The sequence below is a fragment of the Clostridium sp. FS41 genome (genome assembly GCF_000954015.1).
GTDB classification, from domain to species: Bacteria; Bacillota; Clostridia; order Lachnospirales; family Lachnospiraceae; genus Enterocloster; species Enterocloster citroniae.
The window spans coordinates 413,518-435,752 of record NZ_JYHN01000059.1; the positions used below are offsets into that span (position 1 = coordinate 413,518).

A 22,235-nucleotide genomic window follows, 5' to 3' on the forward strand; every position below is an offset into this window, starting at 1 on the left:
CATGGACGCAGTTTGAAGAAAAGCTTACAAATTATTAAAGCCGTTCCCTGTCTAAAAGCCGGGCGGATACATGCACATTAAAAAACTGCACAATAGGCCCCAGACCAAATGCCGATAGTAGCGTGCCCAGACCAATGATCCCGCCCGCCAGATAGCATATGAGGGCGCAGAAGGCATCCGTGCTGATGCGGTAACGGAAGTACGGCACATGGGGTTTTTTGCGGACCAGGATCAGCGAAATACTGTCATAGGGAGCCACGCCTACATTGGGATACTGGTACAGGGATACGCCCAGGCTGGTAATGACAACGCCGAAAAGCACGGTGATGACGCGCTGGATCATCTGCTGGGGCGCTCCCATGACCCGCAGCAGTGTGTTATAAAAAAAGGTTACGATGTACCCCAGAAGAAAAGCATTGACAAGGGTTCCCACACCGATGAGCTTCCGGCCGGCAGCGGCCTCATAAATAAAAAGGGCGGCATTGACCATGAGAAGAAAGGTGGCATATGTGATATGGGTCAGATCGGACAGGGCCATCACCATACCGCTGAAGGGATCGTTGCCCAATCCGGACAGCTTAAATATACTGATTCCCAGACCGAGGAATATGTTTCCTGTGGTCATAATGACAAAACGCCGCATTCCTATTTTCCTGAAATAATTGATGAGCATATGGGCTGCCTTCCTGTGATTGTTTTGGAATATCCACAATATTATAGTATACGGAGCACATAAAAGCAAGTTCATGATACTGACTCTTGACACAAACGTATGTTCGTGATATGATTATGATATAAAAACAAACACATGTTCGCGTGCGAGGAGGTGCCTGTATGAAAATTACAAAGTATAATTTGAATGAAGTGTTATTTGAGAATCAGGACGCCCGGCTGTTGATCGAAGACGTTGTGACCCATACCGGCGCAAGCCTTTACTATTATCATGACACAGAGATCACGGTCCGTAAAGCCCTGGATATCTGGTATAAAGCCATGGACGCAGAGGATGAGGAGGACAGGCCGGTTTCGCTTCTGGATTTCTCCAACAGGGGCCATGTGGAGCCATTGTTTGCCTAATATCTGCAAAGTGCATAAAATAAATTTTCATATCCCATAAAGTTTGTGCACACTTTTTTTGCGGTATATGCTATTATAATAGACGTAACCCCCCCAATACATTATATAGTTTTTGCTACACCCCATAAGAAACGAAATACCTTCTCCTAAAATGACCAGTTCCCCGACTGGTCATTTTATTTTTTATCATGAATACAGGAATCTTTCGGCATGGTGAGGAATATAATATTAGGCTGGCAATTATATTTGCCTGAAAAACGTGCTGAAAGAGGGGGAAATATGACACAGCTGGAGCTTGTAGCAGAGATTGGTAGTGAGGCGATCCGGATTGCGTGGATGTATCTGGAGGGACAGCTCACTTTGAGAGAACTGGAAAATATACTGGGAGAAAAAAGGGCAGGACTGATCCATAGATATGTGAATGAATACATGAAAGAATGTGTAATTTAGGGATTCATATGCTATAATGGAACGGAAAAACAAGACGGAAAAGAGAAGGCTGTCTGAAGACAGGAAGGGACATTATGGAAGACATAAAGGGAATTGTGCTCATAGTGGCTATAGTGGGGGCGCTGCTGTACGCCGGCATCTGGGACAGGCATCACAGGAAATAAGAAATATAAACAAGGATGTTCCAGGTGAGGATCAGGAATACGTTTACGATCAGGCACACGGAAACGGAGGGCCGTTTGGCCCAATGCCTGTATGCAAAGGGAAGTACCGCCATCAGCCAGACAGCAGACATAACCCCCAGGAACAAACAGAGGGCAAGTGTGTTCCGTATCTTGATATGTAAGAAAAAACCGGCAATATAATAAACAAGGTTGATCAGTGCTGCAAGCAGAGAAAGAGCTGCCAAAACTGCGCCGTAAATATAGCCGCGCAGCACCGAATAAACAATGCCGCACAATAATATAAATGGAATGATAAACCATATTACATGTAGTTCCATTATTGCCCTCCCGCCGAATGTATGTTCTAATTCTAACACAGTTCTACAAAAAATTCACCTGTTTTTTCAATGAAATCCAAATCATTGGACATGATCCCCTGCCATGTTCTTTAATTCCCTGTAAATGGAAAATCGTGTAAACAATTGAAAATACAGTGGTGTTATTGCCGTAATTTTGCTATAATGGAGAAAGCGGATAGGAACTGATTGGGAGGACGCTTATGAGAGTAGAAGCCTTAAAATACCGAAGTGAACAGAATCTGGATATTATCATATTTGTGGATTTTAACGTGATGAGTGAGGAACATACAAAGCGGTGGACCATAGCGGAGATTGCTTACAAAAAGCTGCTTGTGAACAAATACAACTTTTTAAGCGATACATACAGGGATGAGGATGATTATTTCCAGATGGGGCCCGAGGAGCGGACCGCCTATGTGCTGAATAAGCAGATTGAGTTTGTGGGGGAGGAAAAGTTAAGGGAGGCATTAATGGCTGCCTGGAACATGATTAAACCGGATCCGGACCAGGTTCTTGGCATAAGATAGAAGTCTCTATATCATTCAAAGGCCCCCTTGTCCACTGAGGGTAAATATGGATCATGAAGTAGCTTGATTGAGGGAATCCCCAGGCGCGGCCGAGGGATCCCTTTTTATTTCGTTTTATTCCGTTGTTAGTCCTTTTTCTTCTCTTTTTCTTCCCCTTGTTTTGTACCCATCATTCCCCTGTGCCCCTTGGCTGTGATTAGATGTCTGCTTTTTGGGATAAAATATAAAGAAAAGCAGATTATGGAAATAAGCAGTTATGAGAATAGGAGCAATGATGAAGAAACTAATACAAACCGGTATAACAGCACTGCTTTTATCACTGGCCTTCCCGGCAGTGGTATATGCGGACGGGGATGGCGCCGCCGCGGCAACCCTTTGTGCCCAGGCAGATGCGGTCATAAATGATCTTATATCCACAGCGGATGTGATGAAAAGAGGGACATTTGGGGGGAGCCAGGAGGGCAGGGCGGTCTTTGAAAAACTGGATGCAAACTCAATGGCACTCATGGAACTGGCCGTTGACAGCGCTCAGGCTGCGAATCCTGCGGGCCTGAGGTTTTCATCTTATACCCAGGAAGACCTATATATCCTGGCCCATGTGATCTGTGGGGAAGCACAGTCCTATCCGGATGACGAGCAGCTGTACGTGGGATCCGTGGTCCTCAACCGGGTGGGCCATCCGTCCTTTCCCAACACGATCCAGGATGTGGTGTTCCAGCGCGGGCAGTATGCATGTACCAGGGACGGAAATTACAACCGTGAGCCTACGCCTCAGAACTGGGCCAATGCGAAGTATCTGTTGGAAAATGGAAGCGTCCTTCCGGGCAATGTGGTATGGCAGTCAGGAGGGCGGCAGGGAAATGGCGTTTATATACGAACCAGATACCATTGCTATTGTTACTGAGTGATCATTCCCTGTCTGAAGATTTGAACAGAGAGGGGGGACAGCCTTGGGATTATGTGATATAATAGGTAAAAACAGGAAAACACTATGTGGCGAAGGGAGAGGAGACAGGATGTATAAAACAATTGTGGAGACGGTTTTGGGAGATATTACAAAGGTAAGCGGCATGGATGCAATTGTCAATGCCGCCAATTCCTCACTGTTAGGAGGAGGCGGTGTGGATGGCGCCATCCACCGCGGTGCAGGCAAGGAACTTTTGGCGGAATGCAGGCTGTTAGGCGGCTGTAAGACAGGGCAGGCCAAGATCACAAAGGGATATCAGCTGCCCTGCACGTACATCATACATACCGTGGGACCGGTGTGGAACGGAGGAACGCACAGCGAGGAGGAACTGCTGGCTTCCTGCTACAGGAATTCCCTTCAGCTGGCAGTGGAGCATCATGTGAGGCAGATCGCATTTCCATCCATCTCAACGGGCATCTATCATTTTCCCGTGGAGCTTGCGGCGGAGACTGCGGCCAATGAGATGGACCGGTTCCTGAAGGAACATGACGGGGAGCTGGACCGTATAGTATGGGTGTTGTTTGATGAGAGAACAAAGCTGATCTATGACATGGTGGTGCGAAAGGTGTTTGGGTTGCGAAATTAAATATTGCGGCGAAAACAGGCGGTTCCATACAAGGGGAACCGCCTGTTGAACTGTAGGTTATACAAAAACAGTATATTGTGATAAAATATTCATATCATGTTGGAAAATAAAAAAGACAAAGGGGAAATGAGATGCCGAAAAAGGAAACCGCAACAAAAGAAGACCTGATGGATGTACTGGACTTGCTGGACCGTTTGGAAATTCGTTACTGGTTAGACGGAGGATGGGGAGTAGACGCGCTTGTGGGAAAACAAACGCGGGAACACAGAGATATCGACATTGATTTTGACGCCCAATACACAGACCAATTGATCGATACCCTGGTATCCCATGGTTATTCGGTTACAACAGACTGGAGACCTGTGAGGATTGAACTGTATCATCCGGAAATGAGTTACATAGACATCCATCCATTTGTAATCTCTGGTGACGGTAAGGCAAAGCAGGCCGATATGCAGGGAGGATGGTATGAGTTTGAGCCGGATTATTTCAGTAAAACCATGTTGGAAGGGCGGGAGATCCCCTGTATTTCAGCTATGGGCCAAAGCGTCTTTCATACCGGGTATGAATTGAGGGAGGTTGACAGGCATGATATTAAAAACATCAACAGTCTGTTGGCGCAGAGCAATGAAGAACGGCAGAATGGATGAGACAAATCAACAAACAGAAGGTGATACGAAATGACAAAAGAATCCAAACGAAACTTAAGCCCCAAAGAATCAGAGCGGAAAGCGCAGTTTGACGTTGTCTGTAAAACCATGGAAAAAGAAGGGTATACGAAGACTGATCTCACAGTTGGCATTATACAGGCCAATATATTTGCGATCATATTAATGATGCCATTTGCCGGAATCGTAATCTTTCTGTATCGTATGAAGAATCCCAGCGGAGACTTTTACTTTGGGGCCGGTTTTATATGGCTGTTTGCCCTGTTCCTGTTCTTGATCGTGGTACATGAGGGAATCCATGGATTGACATGGAGCATGTTTGCAAAGAAACATTTCCACTCCATTGAATTTGGTGTGATCTGGCAGGCCCTGACTCCCTACTGCACCTGTTCGGAACCTCTGAGCAAATGGCAGTACATCATAGGTGCCGCCATGCCCACTTTGATTCTGGGATTTGCGCTGTCAGCGGCCGCGGTCTGTTTTGGAAACCCGGGGCTGACGGCGCTGTCCGTGATGATGATCTTCAGCGGAGGAGGAGATGGTCTGATCATCCTGAAGCTGCTGCTGCACAGGACCAAAGGAAAGACAGTGGTCTATTATGATCACCCCTATGAATGCGGTGTGGTTGCATTTGAGCGGTAGCAGCTATTGACCGGTTAATTTGAATTCGGTTCCATCTGTCACAGGCAAAACATACCGTGTTCTTGTCCTTGATCTCAAAAATGTAAGTATACGCCCCATCGTCCGTAGCTGCGGTGACATAGCCGTTGTCAACAGAGATTGTTCCCGCGGTTAAGTAGGATGATGAGGGATTGAGACCAAAGGAAAAACGGTGTTCTGTCAGATCAAAGGTAATGGCTGGCTGGAAAAAATCCGTCTCATTACCGCTTGTAACATAGGTCCCGTCTGACAGGACGGGCGTTGGTTGAGTGCATCCGCAGAAGGTGAGGACTGCGGACATTACCAGAAGGAATATACAGCTAATGGTTTTTAGGTTCATCCGGCGCCTCCTTTTGGGTTGATCTGGCGGGCTGGTTCATGGGATCCGTGTTTTTTCTTCATGGTTGATACCTCTTAGTCCTCTTTTATTTTATATTTGGAAATAAGATGGGCGGTCAATAGGAACACTGGAACCAGTATGCTAAAAAACCCAAGGTACCCAAAGTTCATATCAGTCAGATAGGTGATGATAAATAAGGCTATTTCAATGGAAATGGGGGCAAAGATGCAGATACATGCTAACATCCGCCATTTTTTATTTGTCATGGTATTCATCTCCTTATATGTGAATTTGTATAGAGGGGCTGCATAAAAAGTAACGCTAGATATACACTGATTAATAAGTGTCAAATGATTATTATAAAAGCTTTTTAGTTTAAGATATATTAATATTCGTCCATATATTTCTGTAATCCATCTGCAAATTTTCCAATATGAATACCATCAACAAATGAGTGATGTGCTTGAACCGATATTGGCATGAAGAATGTTCCGTTCTTTTTATAATATTTCCCCCAGTCAAACAGGGGCGTTGCGTTGTCTTTCTTTCCTGAATTCGTATGAGAAATATGAGTATATGTTATCCACGGCATAGGGGAGCATTGGAAAACATCATTTCCAAGAGGCCCGGTAAAGTATTCTTTTTGTTCCCTTGCGGTTTTTGCTGCCAACTCCACGTATTCCTCAATCTTATTTTGCATAGGGACATTAACCACCTTAAACAACTGGGTATCTTGATTCAGATATGTAAAAGCGGTATCGATTTTATCATACAAAACAATAGTTCCATCCAAAAAGCGGTATCTAAATGCTTCTATTTCATTTGCACATTTACATACAGCATATACCATTGCAATTGTAAAGGAAAAATTTTGTTTCTTAATTTTTTGCAGGAAATTAGTAATATCTACTTCAAATGTCACGCAAAAGGCAGGTTCAATACTATTTCTAAAGATCATACAATGCATTGCTCTTTCCCAACATTTTTCATCCACTACTCTATAAATATTAGCCATCATGCCCCTCCTGAAGTTGGATTTGCTAAATTTGCGCTATTTGCCTAAAACATACTTGACCATACGCAATTGCCTTGTGCCTATTCCAATATAAGTTAAAGGTGGTTCCGTTTGTATGAACGGCTCATGCATTTAAGTAAAATATTATGTTATAGGCGGCGCACATTTCATTAAACGGATTATTGTATTGATGAGGAATATCATCACGAAAACGGATAGATTGCTTTTCTTTAACAACAATTTCCCTGCCGTTCAAAACAAGCTGCAGTTTTCCCTGTATAACAAAGAGATATTCGTCCACTCCATCTAAATGTTGTTGGGAACGATAATCACAGCCAGCAGCAAATTCTATATAAAAAATTTCCATGTTCCGCGTTGGACAATAGGGGAAAATTGCATATGTCTTCATCAACTCACCATATTCCAAAATTGGCTTATGTGATTTAAAGTCAACAATCTGAAAATCGTTCTCCTGTTCCTGCAAGAAATAGGATAATGGAACTTTAAGCCCTTTCGATATTTTCCATAGAGTGTTTATAGTCGGAGAGGAAGCACCACGCTCAATTTGAGCTAAGGCAGGTTTACTTACATTGGTTAAGTTTGAAACCTCATCTAAAGACAGCTCCTTGTTCTGACGAATTGATTTAAGCCGCTTGCCAACATTCAAATTGATATTTTCCATTCTTATACCTCTTGTTTGTATTGAATAGTATTATTTTGTATATTATAACATACAAAAATTAAATTTTCAATTATAAACGTTCCAAAACGTTAAGAAAGATATTTATTATCTAGACAGTTTTATATTGATAGTTAATAGATCTTAGTGTATTCTGTAAATAGGAAATGGAATTCAGATAGGAGGGAATGAATATGACATCATCCAATATAAAGGCTATGATCCAGTGCGATAGTTACAAAGCACTTTTACCAATTGGCCTTATAGAAAGCTTTTCCGCTGTTACACTCGCTGTAAAGTCAATCTCTGTTTCACTGCCTGAACAAACGTATTTGAAAAAGGCGCAGACACAATTTATAACAGATTTAAAAAAATTTCTCGATTGACAGCTTCCGGTTTTGAATGATATATAAATAGGGAACTGCTAACTATCAGGCATGAAGTTAGTAGTTCTTTTATTTTGCATAATAAAGAAGAAAAATCCTGTGGAGCGAATAAGGCTCCCCAGGATGTAGTTATGGAATTAGGATCATTTAAGCTTTTGAATTTCTTTATAGGCTTCTATAAGACCATTTTTAATTGCTTTCTTAAGAATGAAGTATGCGAGAGCAAAGAATCCAATAATTAGGGCAACATACAAAATAAAGCTAAAGATCATAAAGAATATTGATGAATGCATAAGGTATCCTCCTAAAATTGTTTCATATATGTTATTAAAATTATATAATAAATTAGCGTAATGTCATAGTATGGAAATGATTAAAATTACCTTACGGAAAACGTGCAAAGGTTCGCACCGCGATGAGGTATCTTCCAGAGCATCAGGAGGTAATACATACCTGTTAGAATCAGAGGTTATATTTTGGATGAGGGGATATAAGAGGCTTATTCTGCAGTGGTGTTGTGGGCTGGGTTCTGGTATAATAGAGCTGAAGTTTTATCAGGATCAGTGGAAATGATGGTCAATACATCCCCGGTCAGTTTGGGAAGAGATTAAAACTAAAGGGAATTACATATGTAATCCCAGCAAGACGGAGAACATAAAAGTGATAGGAAATATTATGATCGACTGTCAGGATGAAAAAGAAATACAGAAATTCTACAGTGAATTATTGGGATGGGAAATGTGAGTTTTTGGGAAAAAGTTCAAAAGATAACTGCCCGTATTGCGCGTGGGAAACCATGAAGATTTTAGCTTTGCCTGTTTTGAAGAGTTAAGACTTTTTCATGATGGACGTCCCTTCTGAAAAGTGGTATGATAAATGGGAAAGAGGGGATGTATATGTGGGAAAAGTGGAAAAAGAATGTCACAATTTTCTGTGTCATGTTTAAGATTGGATGTTTTACCTTCGGCGGCGGATGGGGGATTGTGGCTCAGATGCAGGAAGAATTTGCAGACCGGCGTCATTGGGTGACGGAGCAGCAGATTCTTGACTTTATGTCCGTAGGCAGATCTCTTCCGGGACTGATGATCATGAATATTTCGGTAATGTTCGGCTATACGGTGGCCGGTCCGGTGGGAGCGCTTTCAGCTACCCTGGGACTTTCAACACCAGCGCTCCTGGTGTTTTCTATCGTCACTTACTTTTATACGGCGATGAAGCAGATTGGCGCGGTCAGCCATGTGCTGAATGGAGTCAGAGGCGCGGTCATTCCTGTGATCATAGGTGCGGCATGGAAATTAAAAGGACAGGCGCTTGTATCAAGGATTAGCTATGTCATCATGGCTGTGGCCTTTTTTTTGTGCACCTTTACAAGCCTTAGTAAGCCTATGATTGTAATTCTTGGCGCCGTGTTCGGGCTGGCGCTGGGCTTTGTCCGGGATCAGAAGCAGGCTGGCGGGAAAACCCAAGGCGGACTGACGGATGACCGTCAAGCAGCTCAAGACGGATTGGCGGATAACAAACGGGAAGGGGGCGGTCATTCATGATCTACCTTCTTTTGTTCTGGTCTTTTATGAAGGTGGGGTTCTGCAGCTTTGGCGGGATGACTATGATTCCGGTCATCAGCGATATCGTACTCCGGTACGGATGGATGACATCGGAAGAGGTACTGGATATTGTGGCGGTAGCGGAGATGACCCCAGGCTCACTGGGAATCAACAGCGCGTCCTTTGTGGGCTTTCGCACGGCCGGGTGGCTGGGGGCGTTCTGCGCAAATCTGGGAACCATGATGCCTTCGCTGACACTCTGCATGCTGGCCGCACATTTCATCACGAAATTCAAGGGTAATCGATATTTGGAATGGCTTTTTACCGGAATCCGCCCTGTCTGTATCGGCATGTTGGCCGCTGTTGTGGTTTCGCAGAGCAGAGGGACATTTTTGACTGGAGAGGGACCTTTGGGAATCGGCTGGAACCTGGTTGCGATTGCAGCAGTTGTAGGTTTCCTCATGAATAAACTTAAGCTGTCTATTCCAAAGACGATTCTGTTAGGAGCTCTATTGGGGCTTTTGTTCGGATGATGGGGCGCTGTTGCATGGTTTTTATAATTATGCATATTGTAGTAGCAGATATTGGTTTCAATGACAAAAGAAAAAGCTCCAAAAACAACGTAAAACGTCATTTTTAAGACTTTCCTCTGCCAAGGGTGTATTCAATAGACTAGCTTATTTGGAAGATAGATTTGATTTTTCACCTGTTTCCTTTGTGATCCAATCTTTAAGTACGATATTGATATATTGGCTCACGGAACGATCATCGTCCTCTGCTAACTCTTTAATCATTTCCAGAATGTCTGAATCAAGGGTGATACTTATGCGTGTTTTTAATGGTTTCATATAGCGTTCTCCCTTTGCGTATAATATACGATATAACGAGGAGGCTTACATGAATAATGAATTTATGGAAGTACTTAAAATAATAGCCGATAAAAGAATGGAAGAAATGACACAATATCAGGAGGTTCAAAATGGCCGGTAGAAACGGTATATGACTAAGTATGAAAACGAGTTAAAGAAGATTATTGAAAAGATAGAAAAAAGAGCAAGAGTTGGCTGAGTCAAAGAAAAAGCATGATAGTATCATGGAAGAAATGGATAAGGCTCGAGTAGAGGGCTTGGTAAGTCTAATGAATGAAAAAAACGTGACATTTGAGGAACTGAAAACCTTAATTGAAAATAGATAGAATCCTACTGTGGGTTCTATTTTTTTGTCATTGATCCCGAGTGCATATAATATTTTCCTTCTGAGATATTTGAAAGTCCGTACAGCGCACATAACGGCCTCAGAATGCCGCCAAATTAGTTTGCCTGGGAATTCCGGCCGAAAATTGCGGTAGATACGCTAAACAGACACTTAGGGCTACAATATAGGAGTATAAAATGTGTAACAAATAAGAGCTGAAAGTGTGACGGATAGAAGCTATAATATATATTTAAGTAGCTATAGGTTAGCAGATCAAACTCTGAATTTTTGGGGGACTTAGGAGAATGAAAAAAATGAAAAAGCATTTTTTAAGAAACTTACTTTTAATGGTTGTGATGTTAAGCATCAAAATGTCTTTTGTTTCTTTTGCCGGAGGTAGCTGGGTACAGGATGGAAATGGCTGGTTTTATTCAACAGATGGCGGAGGTTACCTGAGCAATGGTTTCTGCGAGATTAACGGAGAGTGGTATTACTTCAATACAGACGGCTATATGTATACAGGTTGGGTACAAGGGGGCGATGGAAGATGGTACTTTATGAGCAGTTCTGGTGCAATGTTGAGAAATACCACATCACCTGATGGGAAATACTGGCTAGATGCTAATGGAATTTGGGATGGAAGGACGCTTGGAGTATCCGATACATCTTCAACTAGAGGGTTATTCTGATTATGACACAGGATCCTCATCAGGAAGTAGTTCATCCCAAAGAAATACCGATGATCCTTGCCCAAGATGTGGTGGCTCTGGTAACTGTCCTGTTTGCCACGGTGCTGGCTATACATACCATGAGTTTTTGGGAAAGAGCTCAAAGGATAACTGCCCATATTGCACATGGGGAACCTGTTCACGGTGTAATGGTTCTGGACGTGTATCTCGTTAGACTAGAGTTATAGGTTCTGGTTAATATAAAATTACAATAATCATATTCTAATCCTCGTGGTTTTAGTTTAAACTACGGGGGTTTTTACTATTTTCTTTATCTATTTTCGTTACAATAACGTTACAGAAACAAAAAAGATATCCGATCTGTTAAAACTGTATAATAATTTGTTTGCTATAAGACCAAAAAGTGTCAATAGATTTATTATTGACAAACACTGAACTGGATGATTTAGAAAAGTATATCGATATTCCTATTCTTATTAATTGTGAAAAAGATAGAATACCGGATAAGATAGTTTTTGATACCAAGGGGTTTAAAAAGATAACATTGTACTTATATATACGAAGGATTTGAATATGAAGAAACCATAAATGGTGTAGTAATCCGCATAACTGCCGAGAGTCATATACTTCCACAAAATACGGAAGTAAGAATTTCTAACGTCAATCAGGACGATAAATCAGAAAAAACCTTACGCAATTCAATTGAAGGATTCAAAATGGATGAAGCTGTTGCATTTGATATAAGCTTTTGGAGTGGAAATAATGAGATAAAGGTAGAGAATGGAACGGTAAATGTTTCGTTTACATTACAAACTCCTTTACAGTATCTACAAGGCGCTCCATCTCATTCTCTTTTTCTTGGAATGCTTCATGATAACTACCTTCTGCTGAAATCCCATCATCATCTGCGGCATACGGAATATCTTTATACGAAATTTGGTTCTGGTCTAAAAAGGGAATAAATGTTTGATGGAGTTTGTTTGCCGTGTGGTTTGCAAGATTGCCAAGTTATAAGTTAAAGTGGTTTGTAGTATTAATTTGTAATCTTTAGGCACAACTTAGGCGGTCCCCGCTTTCATTACAATAAGGTATGAGAGGTCTAATGTTTATGTTTTTTTGCAGTATGCAATTTTTGATAAATATGCAATAATAAACATATCAAAACTGCGTTAGCAGATTCTGATAAAAGACGCATGCTTTTCGCGCTGCATTCTGGGCTATAGGCTAGGCCGTTCGATGTATATGAAATAGTAAAACGTTCATGCGCGTTTAGCGGGCCTTGCGATGAAGTGCTGACAATCCGGATGCGTCTGTTGCAGATGACGAAATGACTAGGAATCTCCATAGCACCAATACTTGTGGCCGATTTTAGGCCAGTTACATCTAAAAACACTCAATATACAGTCTATGTACAACTGCAAATCTGGTCAAAGAGAGATTCCGAAAGTACACTAACTATGTAAAAGGGGGAACATATTTTATGAAGAAACTGGTTTGCGCATTATTGGTTGCGACAATGGGAAGTGTTATGGCTCTTTCCGGATGCGGGCAGGCATCCTCTGAAAGTGCCAACGCAGGAGCGCAGGAGACGTCTGTGAGCGCGAATGCGGACCAAACCGAAGTTCCGGCAGGAGGCAGCGGCAAAGAAGACACTAAAAACAATGGAGATGTCACGACAATAACTGTGTGGTCAAACGATGCGCACAGCAAGGATGTGTTTGAGCAACTCGTAAAGCAGTTTAACGAAGGCGAGGGCAAGGAACTTGGAATCGCTATAGACTTGTCTGTATACGGGTCTGATTATTACAGCACCTTGGATGTAGCGATACAGGCAGGGGAAGCCCCATATATTTTCAAATGCAACAAAATTCCACAATATGCGCAATCAGGCATTTTAGCTTGTCTTGACGAGTTGCCAGGAGGAAAAGAGCTTGTGGCCCCTTACGAGCAGATCAACTCAGAAGGCGTGGGGCTAGTTGACGGCAAGACATATGCTGTGCCATATAAGGGAACGAATATTGGCCTGGTTTACAACAAAGAGCTTTTCAGTTCCTTGGGACTTGAATATCCCGAGACATATGAAGATCTGCTTAATTGCGCCAGGGTGATTACGGAGAATGGCAACGGGCGCGTTTATGGCTATGGCGTAGGCATGGGATATACGAGCTACGGCCTGTATTATATGCTTCCCATGGCATCTGCCTCTACAGGTAGCATGCATTTCAATCATGGCACAGGCAGGTATGATTTTTCATCCATGGAACCGTATTTTAATTTGATGACAGAACTCATAGACGAAGGCCTTATGTTCCCCGGCTATGAGACTATCGATGATGACACAAAGAGGGCTCAGTTCGCCGAGGGCAACATAGGCATGATTCCCTGTATGAGCAGCGATGTTGGAGTGTTTGAAAGACAGTTTAAGCCCTCATTCGAGTGGGGCGTAGGGCCGTTCCCGGTTGACAAAGCCGGTGAAAGGTACAAAATGTACACGGCTCCCAGCAACTTTTATGTCGTGAATTCAACGGCCGTAGAGGACGGTGTGGAAGATAAGGTCATGAAGGTAATGGAATTGTTCCTGTCGGAGGATTCTTTGCTCACTCTTTTTGAATCTGAAAAGGACATGATAACACGTGACGATGTAAGAGAAAAATCTACAGCCGTCAATGTGTCCGAGCAGTGGAAGGAGTTCGGCGATAGCTCTTACAGATATACAGGATATGGATTCCCCGATGGACTTATATCAATCGAGGGTGACAGTTACAAGGATGTATTTGACAAGATCTTGACAAGGTTAGTGGACGTAAAAGAAGGGCTGGCTGATCTTGATAAGCGCTACAATGAGGCTTTAGATGCCGCGGTAGCGGACGGAACTATAAAGATGGATGATTACATTGTTGACAATTTTGAAAGCTTAATAAAATAATAAAGACTGTCGCAAAATATGCTTCAGAAACGGGAGACCGATGTGCCGACAAGATCCTTGAATATTCGTGATTTGCCGGCTGTCGGCGAGAGCAATTGATGAGATGAGGTGGTATGATTTGGCAAAGTGCGAGAGAGGAAAGGGTAAGCTTAAAACTTTGGGCAGCCAAAATAGGGTGCAAGAGATTATTATGATATTGCCCATGTTTATTGGATTTTTACTGTTTGTCGTATATCCGGTTTTCTGGGTTGTTCGCTGGGCATGGTTTCAGTATGACGGCTATACCACACCAGTATTTCTAGGCATAGGGAATTTTACCAGGGCCTTTTTTAGGGATCCCGTTTTTTGGAATTCATTAAAAAATACGGTTTTCATAGCAGCAGTAAAACTTCTGCTTGAGATACCGCTTGCATTAGTTTTGGCAGCATTGGTTGATAGCAAGATTAAGGGGAAAGCCGCATTCCGCGTAGCCTATTTTTTACCGTCAGTTTTGAGCGTGGCCGTTGTCGGTCTCATTTTCTCAATCATGTTCAGCTCATACAACGGAATTGTCAATGATGTCCTGCGTTCATTGGGCTTGATAAAGAAAAATATAAATTTCCTAGGACGCAAGGAAAATGCTTTTGTTGTCATAATACTCGTATCTCTGTGGACAACGTTCGGCATGAACATGATTTATTTTATCATGGGCTTCCAGAATATTCCGAAGACACTTTATGAATGTGCGTCAATTGATGGGGCGAACGCACTGCAAAAGTTTTTTTTCATCACAGTGCCTCTATTAGCCCCTGTGCTTCAGCTTATAATAATGCTTAGTTTCCTGGGCACGCTTAAAATGACGGATTTGATACTTGTATTAACAAACGGTGCTCCCGGAGGAAGTACGGAGGTCGTTATGACTTACATATTCAAGTATTTCTTCCAATACGGGGACAGCCAGACACGTACGCAGTTTGGTTATGCATCATCCCTGGCCGTGATTACGGCTGTCATTTTGGGTATTTTTACGCTTATATATCTGAGAGTTTCAAAAAAAATGCAGGAAATTGAGGATTAGAGAAGCGCTAATTAAAGCGTTTCCTTAGGCAACACAAAGCGTTGTTTGCGCGGAGAGGAGGAACAGGAGTGCATAAAACGGGTAAAGCAGTTGCCAAAATAATTACATATGCCGTGCTTCTAGCTGTGTTCATATTTGCGGTATTCCCGATAATATACATCATATTGTCATCATTTAAGACCAATGCGGAGATTTTGGTCGGGGGTACGAATATTTTTCCTAAAGAATGGCACTTTGAAAACTATGTGGAGGCCTGGAACCTGGCTAATTTTGGAAGGTTGACAATGAACAGCATCTTTTATTCTTTCTTTGTGATTGTTGGATGTGTACTGACTGCGTCAGTCAGCGGCTATGTATTTGCCAGGGGAAAGTCGAAGTTCACGAAATTTGTTTACAAGATGGTTCTGTGTTCGATGTTCATATCGATAGGGACGTTGGCGCTTTATCCGCAGCTTGGATTGGCAAAAAATCTTGGGCTCAGTGGGAGCTTGCTAGGACCGATAATTATCCGCGTGTTTGGCATGAATACCACACAGGTATTTATCGCAACGGGGAATGTATCTCAGATCCCCAGGGAGTTGGACGAGGCGGCAAAGATTGATGGCTGCGGGTTTTTCAAGACATTTATATATATAATATTCCCGCTGTTAAAGCCGTTAGTGGCCACAATAGGACTTTTATCCTTCCGTACCGCTTGGAGTGATTATCTTCTGCCTTACGTATTCACCATATCAAAGAGGGATAAATGGCCTTTGGTAGTCGGCCTTGTGAGTCTCAAATCTTCAGGCGAGTCAGCTTCATCCTGGAACTTAATGCTCGCGGGCATAGGAATCTCAATACTACCCATGACGATTGTATATCTGGTGCTTAACAAGTTTTTTATCTCTGGCTTGACGGAGGGTGCGGTTAAAGGGTGAGTTAAGCAGGGTGGCAGCCCAGGCTTGTGAAGAGCAATTTAGAGAGAGGAGGACAGGCAAAAAACGTAAAGCCTGTAAAAAACATGGATTATATTAATGTTGAGATGAGAAAGATTCCGGTTGTAGCTACTGTAGATGTATTTGTGGCGGGAGGAGGCTGTGCCGGTGTAGGAGCGGCAATAGCAGCATCCAGAGACGGAGCCAGCGTGTTTTTGGCAGAGCGCATGTTTTATCTTGGCGGTATGATGACGGGGGGGCTTATGAGCAAGATAGCTATAGCGCCCCAGAATTTAGGGCTAGCAACGGAGCTCATAAAAAGATTCGATGAGCTGCAGGGCACAAGTTTCTTAAAGAGCCGCCCTGAGGTCCCGATAGATCCTGAAGCTGCCAAATTTGTATTGGATGAGATCATTGTCAGAGAGTGCGGAGTCGATGTGCGTTTTGGTACGACAGTCACGGGCGTGGTGAAGGACGGACGCAGGATTGAGGCGGTCATCATAAACAGCATAGAGGGGGAGCAGGCTGTGAGGGCCCGCTATTGCATAGACTGTACTGGTGACGGGCAGCTTGGTTATCTGGCAGGCGCGCAGTGCATGAAGGAAGGCGGAGGAAGCTATTCATCATCCCCTACGCTGATGTTCCGCATAGGTGGCTGCGATTTGGATAGAACCTTTGCTTATATGGAGGAGAACCCGGATCTTTTTAAGCAGTCCTATACTACATATGAGCGCCACATTATGAGCCCTGAGAAATGCCGCGAAAACATAAAAAATGGCGTTTATGCGCATATTGCGGACTTTATAAGATTTATAAAACTACGCTGCGAGGAAAATCCGGACATGTTTAGCGCGGAGGAGCAGGATATGCTCCTGCGAAGGGGAATCCTGATGCTCAACCAACCGGCTCCTGGTCATGTGCTTTTGAACTGCACCACGGTTGCCAAGTACATAGGCGACAGCTCGCAGGAGATAAGTGCGGCCATGACAGACATGCGCAGGCAATGCCATGTAATTTACCGATTCGTAAAAGCATTTGTGCCGGGCTTTGAGAATTCCTACATCATGGATACCGCGAGCCTTATGGGAGTGCGCGAATCCCGCAGGATCCGCGGGGATTACGTGTTTACCCAGGAGGATGTAGAGAACTTGAGGAGGTTCGATGACGCTGTGTGCAGCAACCATGGCGGAGTAGAGATACATAAGGGCTCGCGAGATGGGATTGAAATAAGGGAATTGGGCGAGTATGATTTTTACGATGTGCCGTACAGAGCAATCATATCCTGTGACTTCGATAATATGTACATGGCAGGAAGGTGCTTCAGCGCGGTGCACCTGGCTCTCTCGGCTGCCAGGAACATAGCTTACTGCTGCGCATTGGGCGAAGCCGCAGGGGCAGCGTCCGCTCAGCTTATAAAAGCAGGAAAGGAAAATGTGAGAGACATAGACATGGAGCAGCTTAAAAAGAGACTAGAGAAAAATATTGGGTGAGGTGCCGGATGTATGCAGGCCGTGCTTTTTCGACCGGGCTGCACGGCTCTGATGTGCAACAAATGCCTGCCGCGATTGATTTGCATAAATTGTAAATCACCTCTTTAAAAATATTTTAACCTGTGATAAGATTGACTTAAGGCGCGGAAATTCGCATATTATAGGGGCTGGCGCAAAAAACATAATGAACTGCCACAAGATAACATACAAAAAATCATGTTACTTACGGACAGCACACTAACTATAGACGCAGACGGCATTGAAATTTGGGCGGCAATGTTTTCCTGGGCGGTTTTTGTCCGAGGATTCTTGTGCCTTGGTTTCGTGCCGTTTCGTTGCATTATGTGGATTTTAAGTTTTTGGCTATTTTGGCCTATATGAGGGTTAAGCGATGTCATATGCTATCATTATATTGCTAATATTTTCATTGACGCTATTGATATTTGACCATAACAGTCGTTTCAGCTTGCTGTTTATTTTCATGGCTTTAGGCTGCATATTATCGCTATTTTCAACAGTGCTGCAGATAAATTTATTTGGAAATTATTACAGTTATTCAACCAACAACTTGTATGATTTGGATTACCGCATTTACATATATCTGGTCCGGCATGCAAGAATGTCATTTGGAAAGATGCTTAGGATCATGAACCTGGGCAGTTTCATTTATCTGTTTTCCAATACGATGTTCATAACTGAAATTGCCTGGAACATGGAAAGGATTAAGCGCGAGAGGCTGCTGCTTGTGGTGGTTTGCCTGCAGCCGCTTACGTTCTTAATATATTCTGATCCCAAAGTATCGAACTGGATCTACCTGGCTTGCCACCGCAACACTGTTTTTCACATGCTGACAGAGGGATCTACGCTCATTTACAAGGCAGTAGCCCTGCTGCTTCTGATTTCGCCAGTCATAATGCTGTTGATTTATGGCAGGAGAATGCGTGTACATTATTTCAAAAAGCACATAGGTGTGCTCGCGGCCAGCCTGGGGCTTTTGAATATAGCCTATGCCAGGTTGTTCTTGTTTGGGCCTTTTGCCATTTCCGCAAGCAAGGCTATTGAGACGGGTTTCTGGCAGTTCGGGATTATGTCCGTAGACACGCAGTTCAGTTGCATGGCGATAGCCCTGGCGTTGATGGGGATCATGGTGTTCATACTCGTGGTGCTCCTTCATTTTCGTTTTGACCAGACATTCATGCCTTTTATGGAATACAGGATCAGGCGCAACATAGAGATGATAAACGACATTTTGCGTGATATGCTGCATTCCCAGAAAAACATGCTTTTTGCAATGCAAATTTATATGCGCAAGGCAAAAGAAGAATGTGCCGAGGCAGACATAAAGGGACTTAAGGACATGGATGCTTTTCTTAAGACATCCATGGAAATGACGGTCCATATGCTCAACAACCTTGCCAATGTGAGGCTGCGCTTCGTGCAAAATGACCTACTTCAAATAATAAAGAACGCCGTGAACTCTGTATATCTGCCTCCAAATATCCATTTGATTCTGGATGATGACAAGCTATTTAGCCAAGTTGGCTATTATGACAAGTACCATGTAGAAAAAGCTTTAATAAATATTTTGAATAACGCTGTGGAGGCCATAGAGTGTCTGGAAAAGCCTGAGGGTCACATCCAGGTAGAAATGCAGATGTTTTTCCGTTCCGTGGTCGTGGCGGTAAATGATGACGGGGTAGGGATCAGAAAAAAAGATTTGAAAAAACTATTCATGCCGCATTATTCCAACAAAAAAGGAAACTTAAATTGGGGCCTTGGCCTGTCCTACGTACGCAAGATAATAAAGGCACATTATGGTCAGGTCCGCATAGACAGCCGTTATGGAGAATACACCACCGTGCTAATAATACTGCCGCAGAAAGGGCGTAAGAGAGAATGATAAAAGTTGCCATAGTGGATGATGTTGAGGGTATCCGCCATTATTTGACGGATGTTTTGGATATTCAGGACATTTCTGTCGTTTGGACTGCGGCTTCCGGGACTGAGGCAGTGGCGAAGGCCTGCGCTGAAAATGCCGCTTTTGAGAAGCCGGATGTCATTTTGATGGATATCCAGATGAAGAGCCGCATTGCCGGCATAAAAGCTATAGAAAAAATTCACGCTTTTGCTTCGGATATAAAATGCGTGGTGCTGACTATCCATAAAAATGACGAATTTTTGTTCAGCGCATACCTAGCAGGGGCATCCAACTATATTGTGAAGGACGTGCCGCCGGACGAAGTGGTACGTTCCATACGCGAGGTGGCCCAAAACCAGCTGTCAGTGAGGCCAGAAGCCGCAAAAAAGATTATAAGTGAATACAAGAAAATCCAGTCGGCACAGTCGCAGACGCGGAAGGCCCTTCAAGTCATGATGAAAGTCAGCACCTCGGAATATGAAATTTTGCAGATGCTATACAATGGAGAAACATACCGCAGCATAGCGAAGCTGCGTTATGTCGAACAAACTACCATAAGGGTGCAGGTTAGCCATATTTTAAAAAAATTCGGAAAAAGACGCATGAAAGATGTCATAGCCATGCTAAAGGATTTAAAAATCTTTGATGAGGGAGAGGATGAGTGATAATATTAATTAACGTATGGTGTCGATACGTGTACCGTTTACGAAGTGCAAATCCATTGAATTTATTCTTTCCATTTATCTCAGCAAATTTTACAGTATATTCCTTAACTGCAATGGATCATCAGTTATACGAGTGAACCACTGGTTCCGGCATTGTAAGGACTTCCATCATCTCCAATCTGAATATCTACATCAGGAATTACTGCTGATTCCAATGCTTCTGATATACTGGTATATTTTCTGTCCTTCCATACTTTTAGTCTACTGATTTTCAGTGTATCAAAGTTATAGTATTGCTCTTCATTGGCTATCGCTTCCGTAAGAGCTTGATCTGTAGTATAGTATTCAGGATTCTTTGCTACTGGCGTTTTTCTATCACCTGTGTTTATGTATAGATCTCCAGAGTATTATTGGAGGGTACCAGGGGATGGAATTGCATTGTGTTCCGATACTTCATCATAGTTTGTTTTAAATGTATCTTGTGTCAACAATACTGTAAATGGATACGACTTTAGTATAAAGGGATGTCTTTGCATATGTGTACAAAAGGTTATTCCATTCCAGAGCTTTTGAATAGCTATAACCGCCTTGTGGATCTCCGCCGCCTTTCCAGTGGGTTCCATTCAGTTCATTGGAAAGCCACCCATGGAAATCAATCACGGTAGAATAGTCAGCATCAAAACAGTCTTTTATTCCCGGTCGATCTCCCATACAGTGTCATAAAGATATTAAACAAAATATGACATTTTGATACTCAAGGAATACCACCTTTTAAGGAATACCAATTTTGGTATTCCATTTAAATGTTACACAAAAAATATAAAGCCTCAGAAACAACGTAAATACGGTGCTTCCAAGACTTTACACTTTCCAAAAAACAGTGCCGGCAGTGGGACTTGAACCCACACGGATAGTCAAAAAACAACGTAAATAGGAGGTTTTAAGGATGTCACCAACCCTTAGATTAACTAACTATTTGCAAAAGTTAATCAAAATTGAAATGCTATCAAATAAATAGCTGATTACTTCTCGATATCAAAAACTAAATATTTGGACATCTGAATAAGTCCATGAGTATGTAGCTACATCACATATTCACGGGCTTATTTTAGTGCGCCAAAACAAACTGTAACGCTTATATACAGCACTTAGATTATAGACGAAGAACGGAGCACAGTACCCATAAATACCCGTTCTCGTCCATTGTAGTGCGTCACAGAGGTATTGCAGGAGCACGATTTGAAATGATAATTTCATGTGCATTAAACATTACACAAGCAGAGGGAGGAATAAAGAAATGTATGGAAGAGTAACAAAATATTTCAGCGACAAAGGATATGGATTCATACGTGGCGAGGATGGCAATACATATTTCATCCACAGGTCAAATCTTTTCGGAGAACATATTGATTGTGGGTACTATGTGCACTTTAAAGTGTTCATTAACGACAGGAGCGACTACAATGCTAAATCTGTAATAGTCATTGAGGCACCAGAAAGGACGGTAAGGAATGGTAAGAAACATAAGTAACATGAATCAACTGGCCTCTGCCCTGGTTCCAGTATTACAGGGCATGGTTAATCAGATGGCAGACAGAGTATATGAAACATTGAATTTCTATTTACAGGACTACTATACAGGGTGGACACCATCAAGCTATCGAAGAACCTATGATTTCCTATATTCGGCTGTGAAAACAAAAGCAAGGATGGAAGGGAACAAGTGCGTTGCGTATGTCTATATTGATTATGATGCAATGGACAACTATGTAAATGCTACAGGGTTCCAGGTGGTAACTTGGGCGAACGAAGGATTACATGGAGAGCTGTCAGTAAGCCATAAGCCCCATGTATGGGATAATACCATCAAACAGACGATTGATAATGGATCATTGCTCAAAGGAGCGGTTCAATATTTGAAGGCAAAAGGATTTACCGTAAAAGGATAATATCAGGAGGA

The 22,235-nt window shown here is 42.8% G+C and carries 27 protein-coding genes; 20 read left to right on the forward strand and 7 right to left on the reverse strand.

The features are described 5' to 3' along the window. Positions 1 to 34: 34 nt before the first annotated feature. Complete coding sequence (locus tag CLFS41_RS13890; protein ID WP_045092579.1) at positions 35 to 673, reverse strand: membrane protein; 639 nt, start codon at positions 671 to 673, stop codon at positions 35 to 37. 161 nt (positions 674 to 834) lie between these two features. Between CLFS41_RS13890 and CLFS41_RS13895 the strand changes: the two genes are divergently transcribed. Together CLFS41_RS13895 and CLFS41_RS30435 are read left to right on the forward strand one after the other, a co-directional pair. Beyond that, complete coding sequence (locus CLFS41_RS13895) at positions 835 to 1,077, forward strand: hypothetical protein (protein WP_007857897.1); 243 nt, start codon at positions 835 to 837, stop codon at positions 1,075 to 1,077. A gap of 279 nt (positions 1,078 to 1,356) precedes the next feature. Then, complete coding sequence (locus CLFS41_RS30435) at positions 1,357 to 1,527, forward strand: hypothetical protein (RefSeq protein WP_007857895.1); 171 nt, start codon at positions 1,357 to 1,359, stop codon at positions 1,525 to 1,527. A 151-nt stretch (positions 1,528 to 1,678) separates the two neighbouring features. On the opposite strand, the gene CLFS41_RS13900 is transcribed toward CLFS41_RS30435, so the two are convergent. Next, positions 1,679 to 2,029: a hypothetical protein gene (locus CLFS41_RS13900; RefSeq protein ID WP_045092580.1), complete on the reverse strand. Its 351-nt coding sequence runs from the start codon at positions 2,027 to 2,029 to the stop codon at positions 1,679 to 1,681. A gap of 221 nt (positions 2,030 to 2,250) precedes the next feature. Here CLFS41_RS13900 and CLFS41_RS13905 point away from each other — a divergent pair, with 221 nt between their 5' ends. From CLFS41_RS13905 to CLFS41_RS13925, 5 genes are all read left to right on the forward strand, one after another. Next, a complete protein-coding gene (locus CLFS41_RS13905; protein ID WP_007857883.1) occupies positions 2,251 to 2,577 on the forward strand; it encodes a hypothetical protein in 327 nt (108 codons plus the stop codon). Between the two features lie 271 nt (positions 2,578 to 2,848). After that, positions 2,849 to 3,481 carry a cell wall hydrolase gene (locus tag CLFS41_RS13910; RefSeq protein ID WP_330363632.1) on the forward strand — a complete coding sequence of 211 codons (633 nt, stop codon included), beginning with the start codon at positions 2,849 to 2,851 and terminating at the stop codon, positions 3,479 to 3,481. A gap of 112 nt (positions 3,482 to 3,593) precedes the next feature. Then, positions 3,594 to 4,130, forward strand: coding sequence for an O-acetyl-ADP-ribose deacetylase (locus CLFS41_RS13915; protein ID WP_045092581.1), 537 nt, complete (start codon positions 3,594 to 3,596; stop codon positions 4,128 to 4,130). A gap of 131 nt (positions 4,131 to 4,261) precedes the next feature. Further along, positions 4,262 to 4,780 carry a hypothetical protein gene (locus tag CLFS41_RS13920; RefSeq protein ID WP_007857878.1) on the forward strand — a complete coding sequence of 173 codons (519 nt, stop codon included), beginning with the start codon at positions 4,262 to 4,264 and terminating at the stop codon, positions 4,778 to 4,780. Between the two features lie 30 nt (positions 4,781 to 4,810). Beyond that, a complete protein-coding gene (locus CLFS41_RS13925) occupies positions 4,811 to 5,440 on the forward strand; it encodes a DUF3267 domain-containing protein (RefSeq protein WP_045092582.1) in 630 nt (209 codons plus the stop codon). 432 nt (positions 5,441 to 5,872) lie between these two features. Here the strand turns inward: CLFS41_RS13925 and CLFS41_RS13930 are convergent, their stop codons facing one another. From CLFS41_RS13930 to CLFS41_RS13940, 3 genes are all read right to left on the reverse strand, one after another. Then, positions 5,873 to 6,064, reverse strand: coding sequence for a hypothetical protein (locus CLFS41_RS13930; RefSeq protein ID WP_007857873.1), 192 nt, complete (start codon positions 6,062 to 6,064; stop codon positions 5,873 to 5,875). A gap of 119 nt (positions 6,065 to 6,183) precedes the next feature. Then, entirely contained in the window at positions 6,184 to 6,813 is a 630-nt protein-coding gene (locus tag CLFS41_RS13935; protein ID WP_045092583.1) for a CatA-like O-acetyltransferase, read from the reverse strand. Positions 6,814 to 6,937: 124 nt separating this feature from the next. Continuing rightward, a complete protein-coding gene (locus CLFS41_RS13940; protein ID WP_045092584.1) occupies positions 6,938 to 7,495 on the reverse strand; it encodes a helix-turn-helix domain-containing protein in 558 nt (185 codons plus the stop codon). A 191-nt stretch (positions 7,496 to 7,686) separates the two neighbouring features. Here CLFS41_RS13940 and CLFS41_RS30085 point away from each other — a divergent pair, with 191 nt between their 5' ends. After that, positions 7,687 to 7,878 carry a hypothetical protein gene (locus CLFS41_RS30085; protein WP_045092585.1) on the forward strand — a complete coding sequence of 64 codons (192 nt, stop codon included), beginning with the start codon at positions 7,687 to 7,689 and terminating at the stop codon, positions 7,876 to 7,878. Positions 7,879 to 8,021: 143 nt separating this feature from the next. Here CLFS41_RS30085 and CLFS41_RS30260 read toward each other — a convergent pair whose 3' ends face one another. After that, positions 8,022 to 8,171, reverse strand: a complete 150-nt coding sequence (locus CLFS41_RS30260; RefSeq protein ID WP_007857864.1) for a DUF6019 family protein — start codon at positions 8,169 to 8,171, stop codon at positions 8,022 to 8,024. A gap of 603 nt (positions 8,172 to 8,774) precedes the next feature. Here CLFS41_RS30260 and CLFS41_RS13950 point away from each other — a divergent pair. Both CLFS41_RS13950 and CLFS41_RS13955 read left to right on the forward strand, forming a co-directional pair. Further along, a complete protein-coding gene (locus CLFS41_RS13950; protein WP_007857858.1) occupies positions 8,775 to 9,422 on the forward strand; it encodes a chromate transporter in 648 nt (215 codons plus the stop codon). Beyond that, positions 9,419 to 9,955, forward strand: a complete 537-nt coding sequence (locus CLFS41_RS13955) for a chromate transporter (protein ID WP_007857856.1) — start codon at positions 9,419 to 9,421, stop codon at positions 9,953 to 9,955. The genes CLFS41_RS13950 and CLFS41_RS13955 overlap by 4 nt, the downstream gene beginning before the upstream one ends. Before the next feature lie 144 nt (positions 9,956 to 10,099). On the opposite strand, the gene CLFS41_RS13960 is transcribed toward CLFS41_RS13955, so the two are convergent. Continuing rightward, the gene (locus CLFS41_RS13960) at positions 10,100 to 10,270 is read right to left on the reverse strand and encodes a ribbon-helix-helix protein, CopG family (RefSeq protein ID WP_045092586.1); all 171 of its coding nucleotides are present in this window, start codon (positions 10,268 to 10,270) and stop codon (positions 10,100 to 10,102) included. Positions 10,271 to 10,921: 651 nt separating this feature from the next. Here CLFS41_RS13960 and CLFS41_RS13965 point away from each other — a divergent pair. The 10 genes from CLFS41_RS13965 (at position 10,922) to CLFS41_RS14015 (ending at position 22,224) form a co-directional block, all read left to right on the forward strand. Next, positions 10,922 to 11,305: a hypothetical protein gene (locus tag CLFS41_RS13965; RefSeq protein WP_082082585.1), complete on the forward strand. Its 384-nt coding sequence runs from the start codon at positions 10,922 to 10,924 to the stop codon at positions 11,303 to 11,305. Between the two features lie 716 nt (positions 11,306 to 12,021). Then, positions 12,022 to 12,267 (forward strand): hypothetical protein, encoded by a 246-nt coding sequence (locus tag CLFS41_RS13975; protein ID WP_045092588.1) that lies wholly within the window; start codon positions 12,022 to 12,024, stop codon positions 12,265 to 12,267. Between the two features lie 518 nt (positions 12,268 to 12,785). Further along, the gene (locus CLFS41_RS13980; protein WP_045092589.1) at positions 12,786 to 14,231 is read left to right on the forward strand and encodes an extracellular solute-binding protein; all 1,446 of its coding nucleotides are present in this window, start codon (positions 12,786 to 12,788) and stop codon (positions 14,229 to 14,231) included. A 118-nt stretch (positions 14,232 to 14,349) separates the two neighbouring features. After that, positions 14,350 to 15,288, forward strand: a complete 939-nt coding sequence (locus CLFS41_RS13985) for a sugar ABC transporter permease (protein WP_242856845.1) — start codon at positions 14,350 to 14,352, stop codon at positions 15,286 to 15,288. A gap of 68 nt (positions 15,289 to 15,356) precedes the next feature. Then, a complete protein-coding gene (locus tag CLFS41_RS13990; protein WP_052665727.1) occupies positions 15,357 to 16,205 on the forward strand; it encodes a carbohydrate ABC transporter permease in 849 nt (282 codons plus the stop codon). Between the two features lie 26 nt (positions 16,206 to 16,231). Next, on the forward strand, positions 16,232 to 17,692 hold the full coding sequence (locus CLFS41_RS13995) for an FAD-dependent oxidoreductase (RefSeq protein WP_147329418.1): 1,461 nt from the start codon (positions 16,232 to 16,234) through the stop codon (positions 17,690 to 17,692). 619 nt (positions 17,693 to 18,311) lie between these two features. Beyond that, a complete protein-coding gene (locus CLFS41_RS14000) occupies positions 18,312 to 19,592 on the forward strand; it encodes a sensor histidine kinase (RefSeq protein WP_161797490.1) in 1,281 nt (426 codons plus the stop codon). Next, positions 19,589 to 20,275 (forward strand): response regulator transcription factor, encoded by a 687-nt coding sequence (locus tag CLFS41_RS14005; RefSeq protein WP_045092593.1) that lies wholly within the window; start codon positions 19,589 to 19,591, stop codon positions 20,273 to 20,275. Before CLFS41_RS14000 ends, CLFS41_RS14005 begins: the two co-directional genes overlap by 4 nt. A 1,297-nt stretch (positions 20,276 to 21,572) precedes the next feature. Then, positions 21,573 to 21,806 carry a cold shock domain-containing protein gene (locus tag CLFS41_RS14010; RefSeq protein WP_007868302.1) on the forward strand — a complete coding sequence of 78 codons (234 nt, stop codon included), beginning with the start codon at positions 21,573 to 21,575 and terminating at the stop codon, positions 21,804 to 21,806. Further along, the gene (locus CLFS41_RS14015) at positions 21,787 to 22,224 is read left to right on the forward strand and encodes a hypothetical protein (protein WP_045092594.1); all 438 of its coding nucleotides are present in this window, start codon (positions 21,787 to 21,789) and stop codon (positions 22,222 to 22,224) included. Before CLFS41_RS14010 ends, CLFS41_RS14015 begins: the two co-directional genes overlap by 20 nt. Positions 22,225 to 22,235 lie beyond the last annotated feature (11 nt).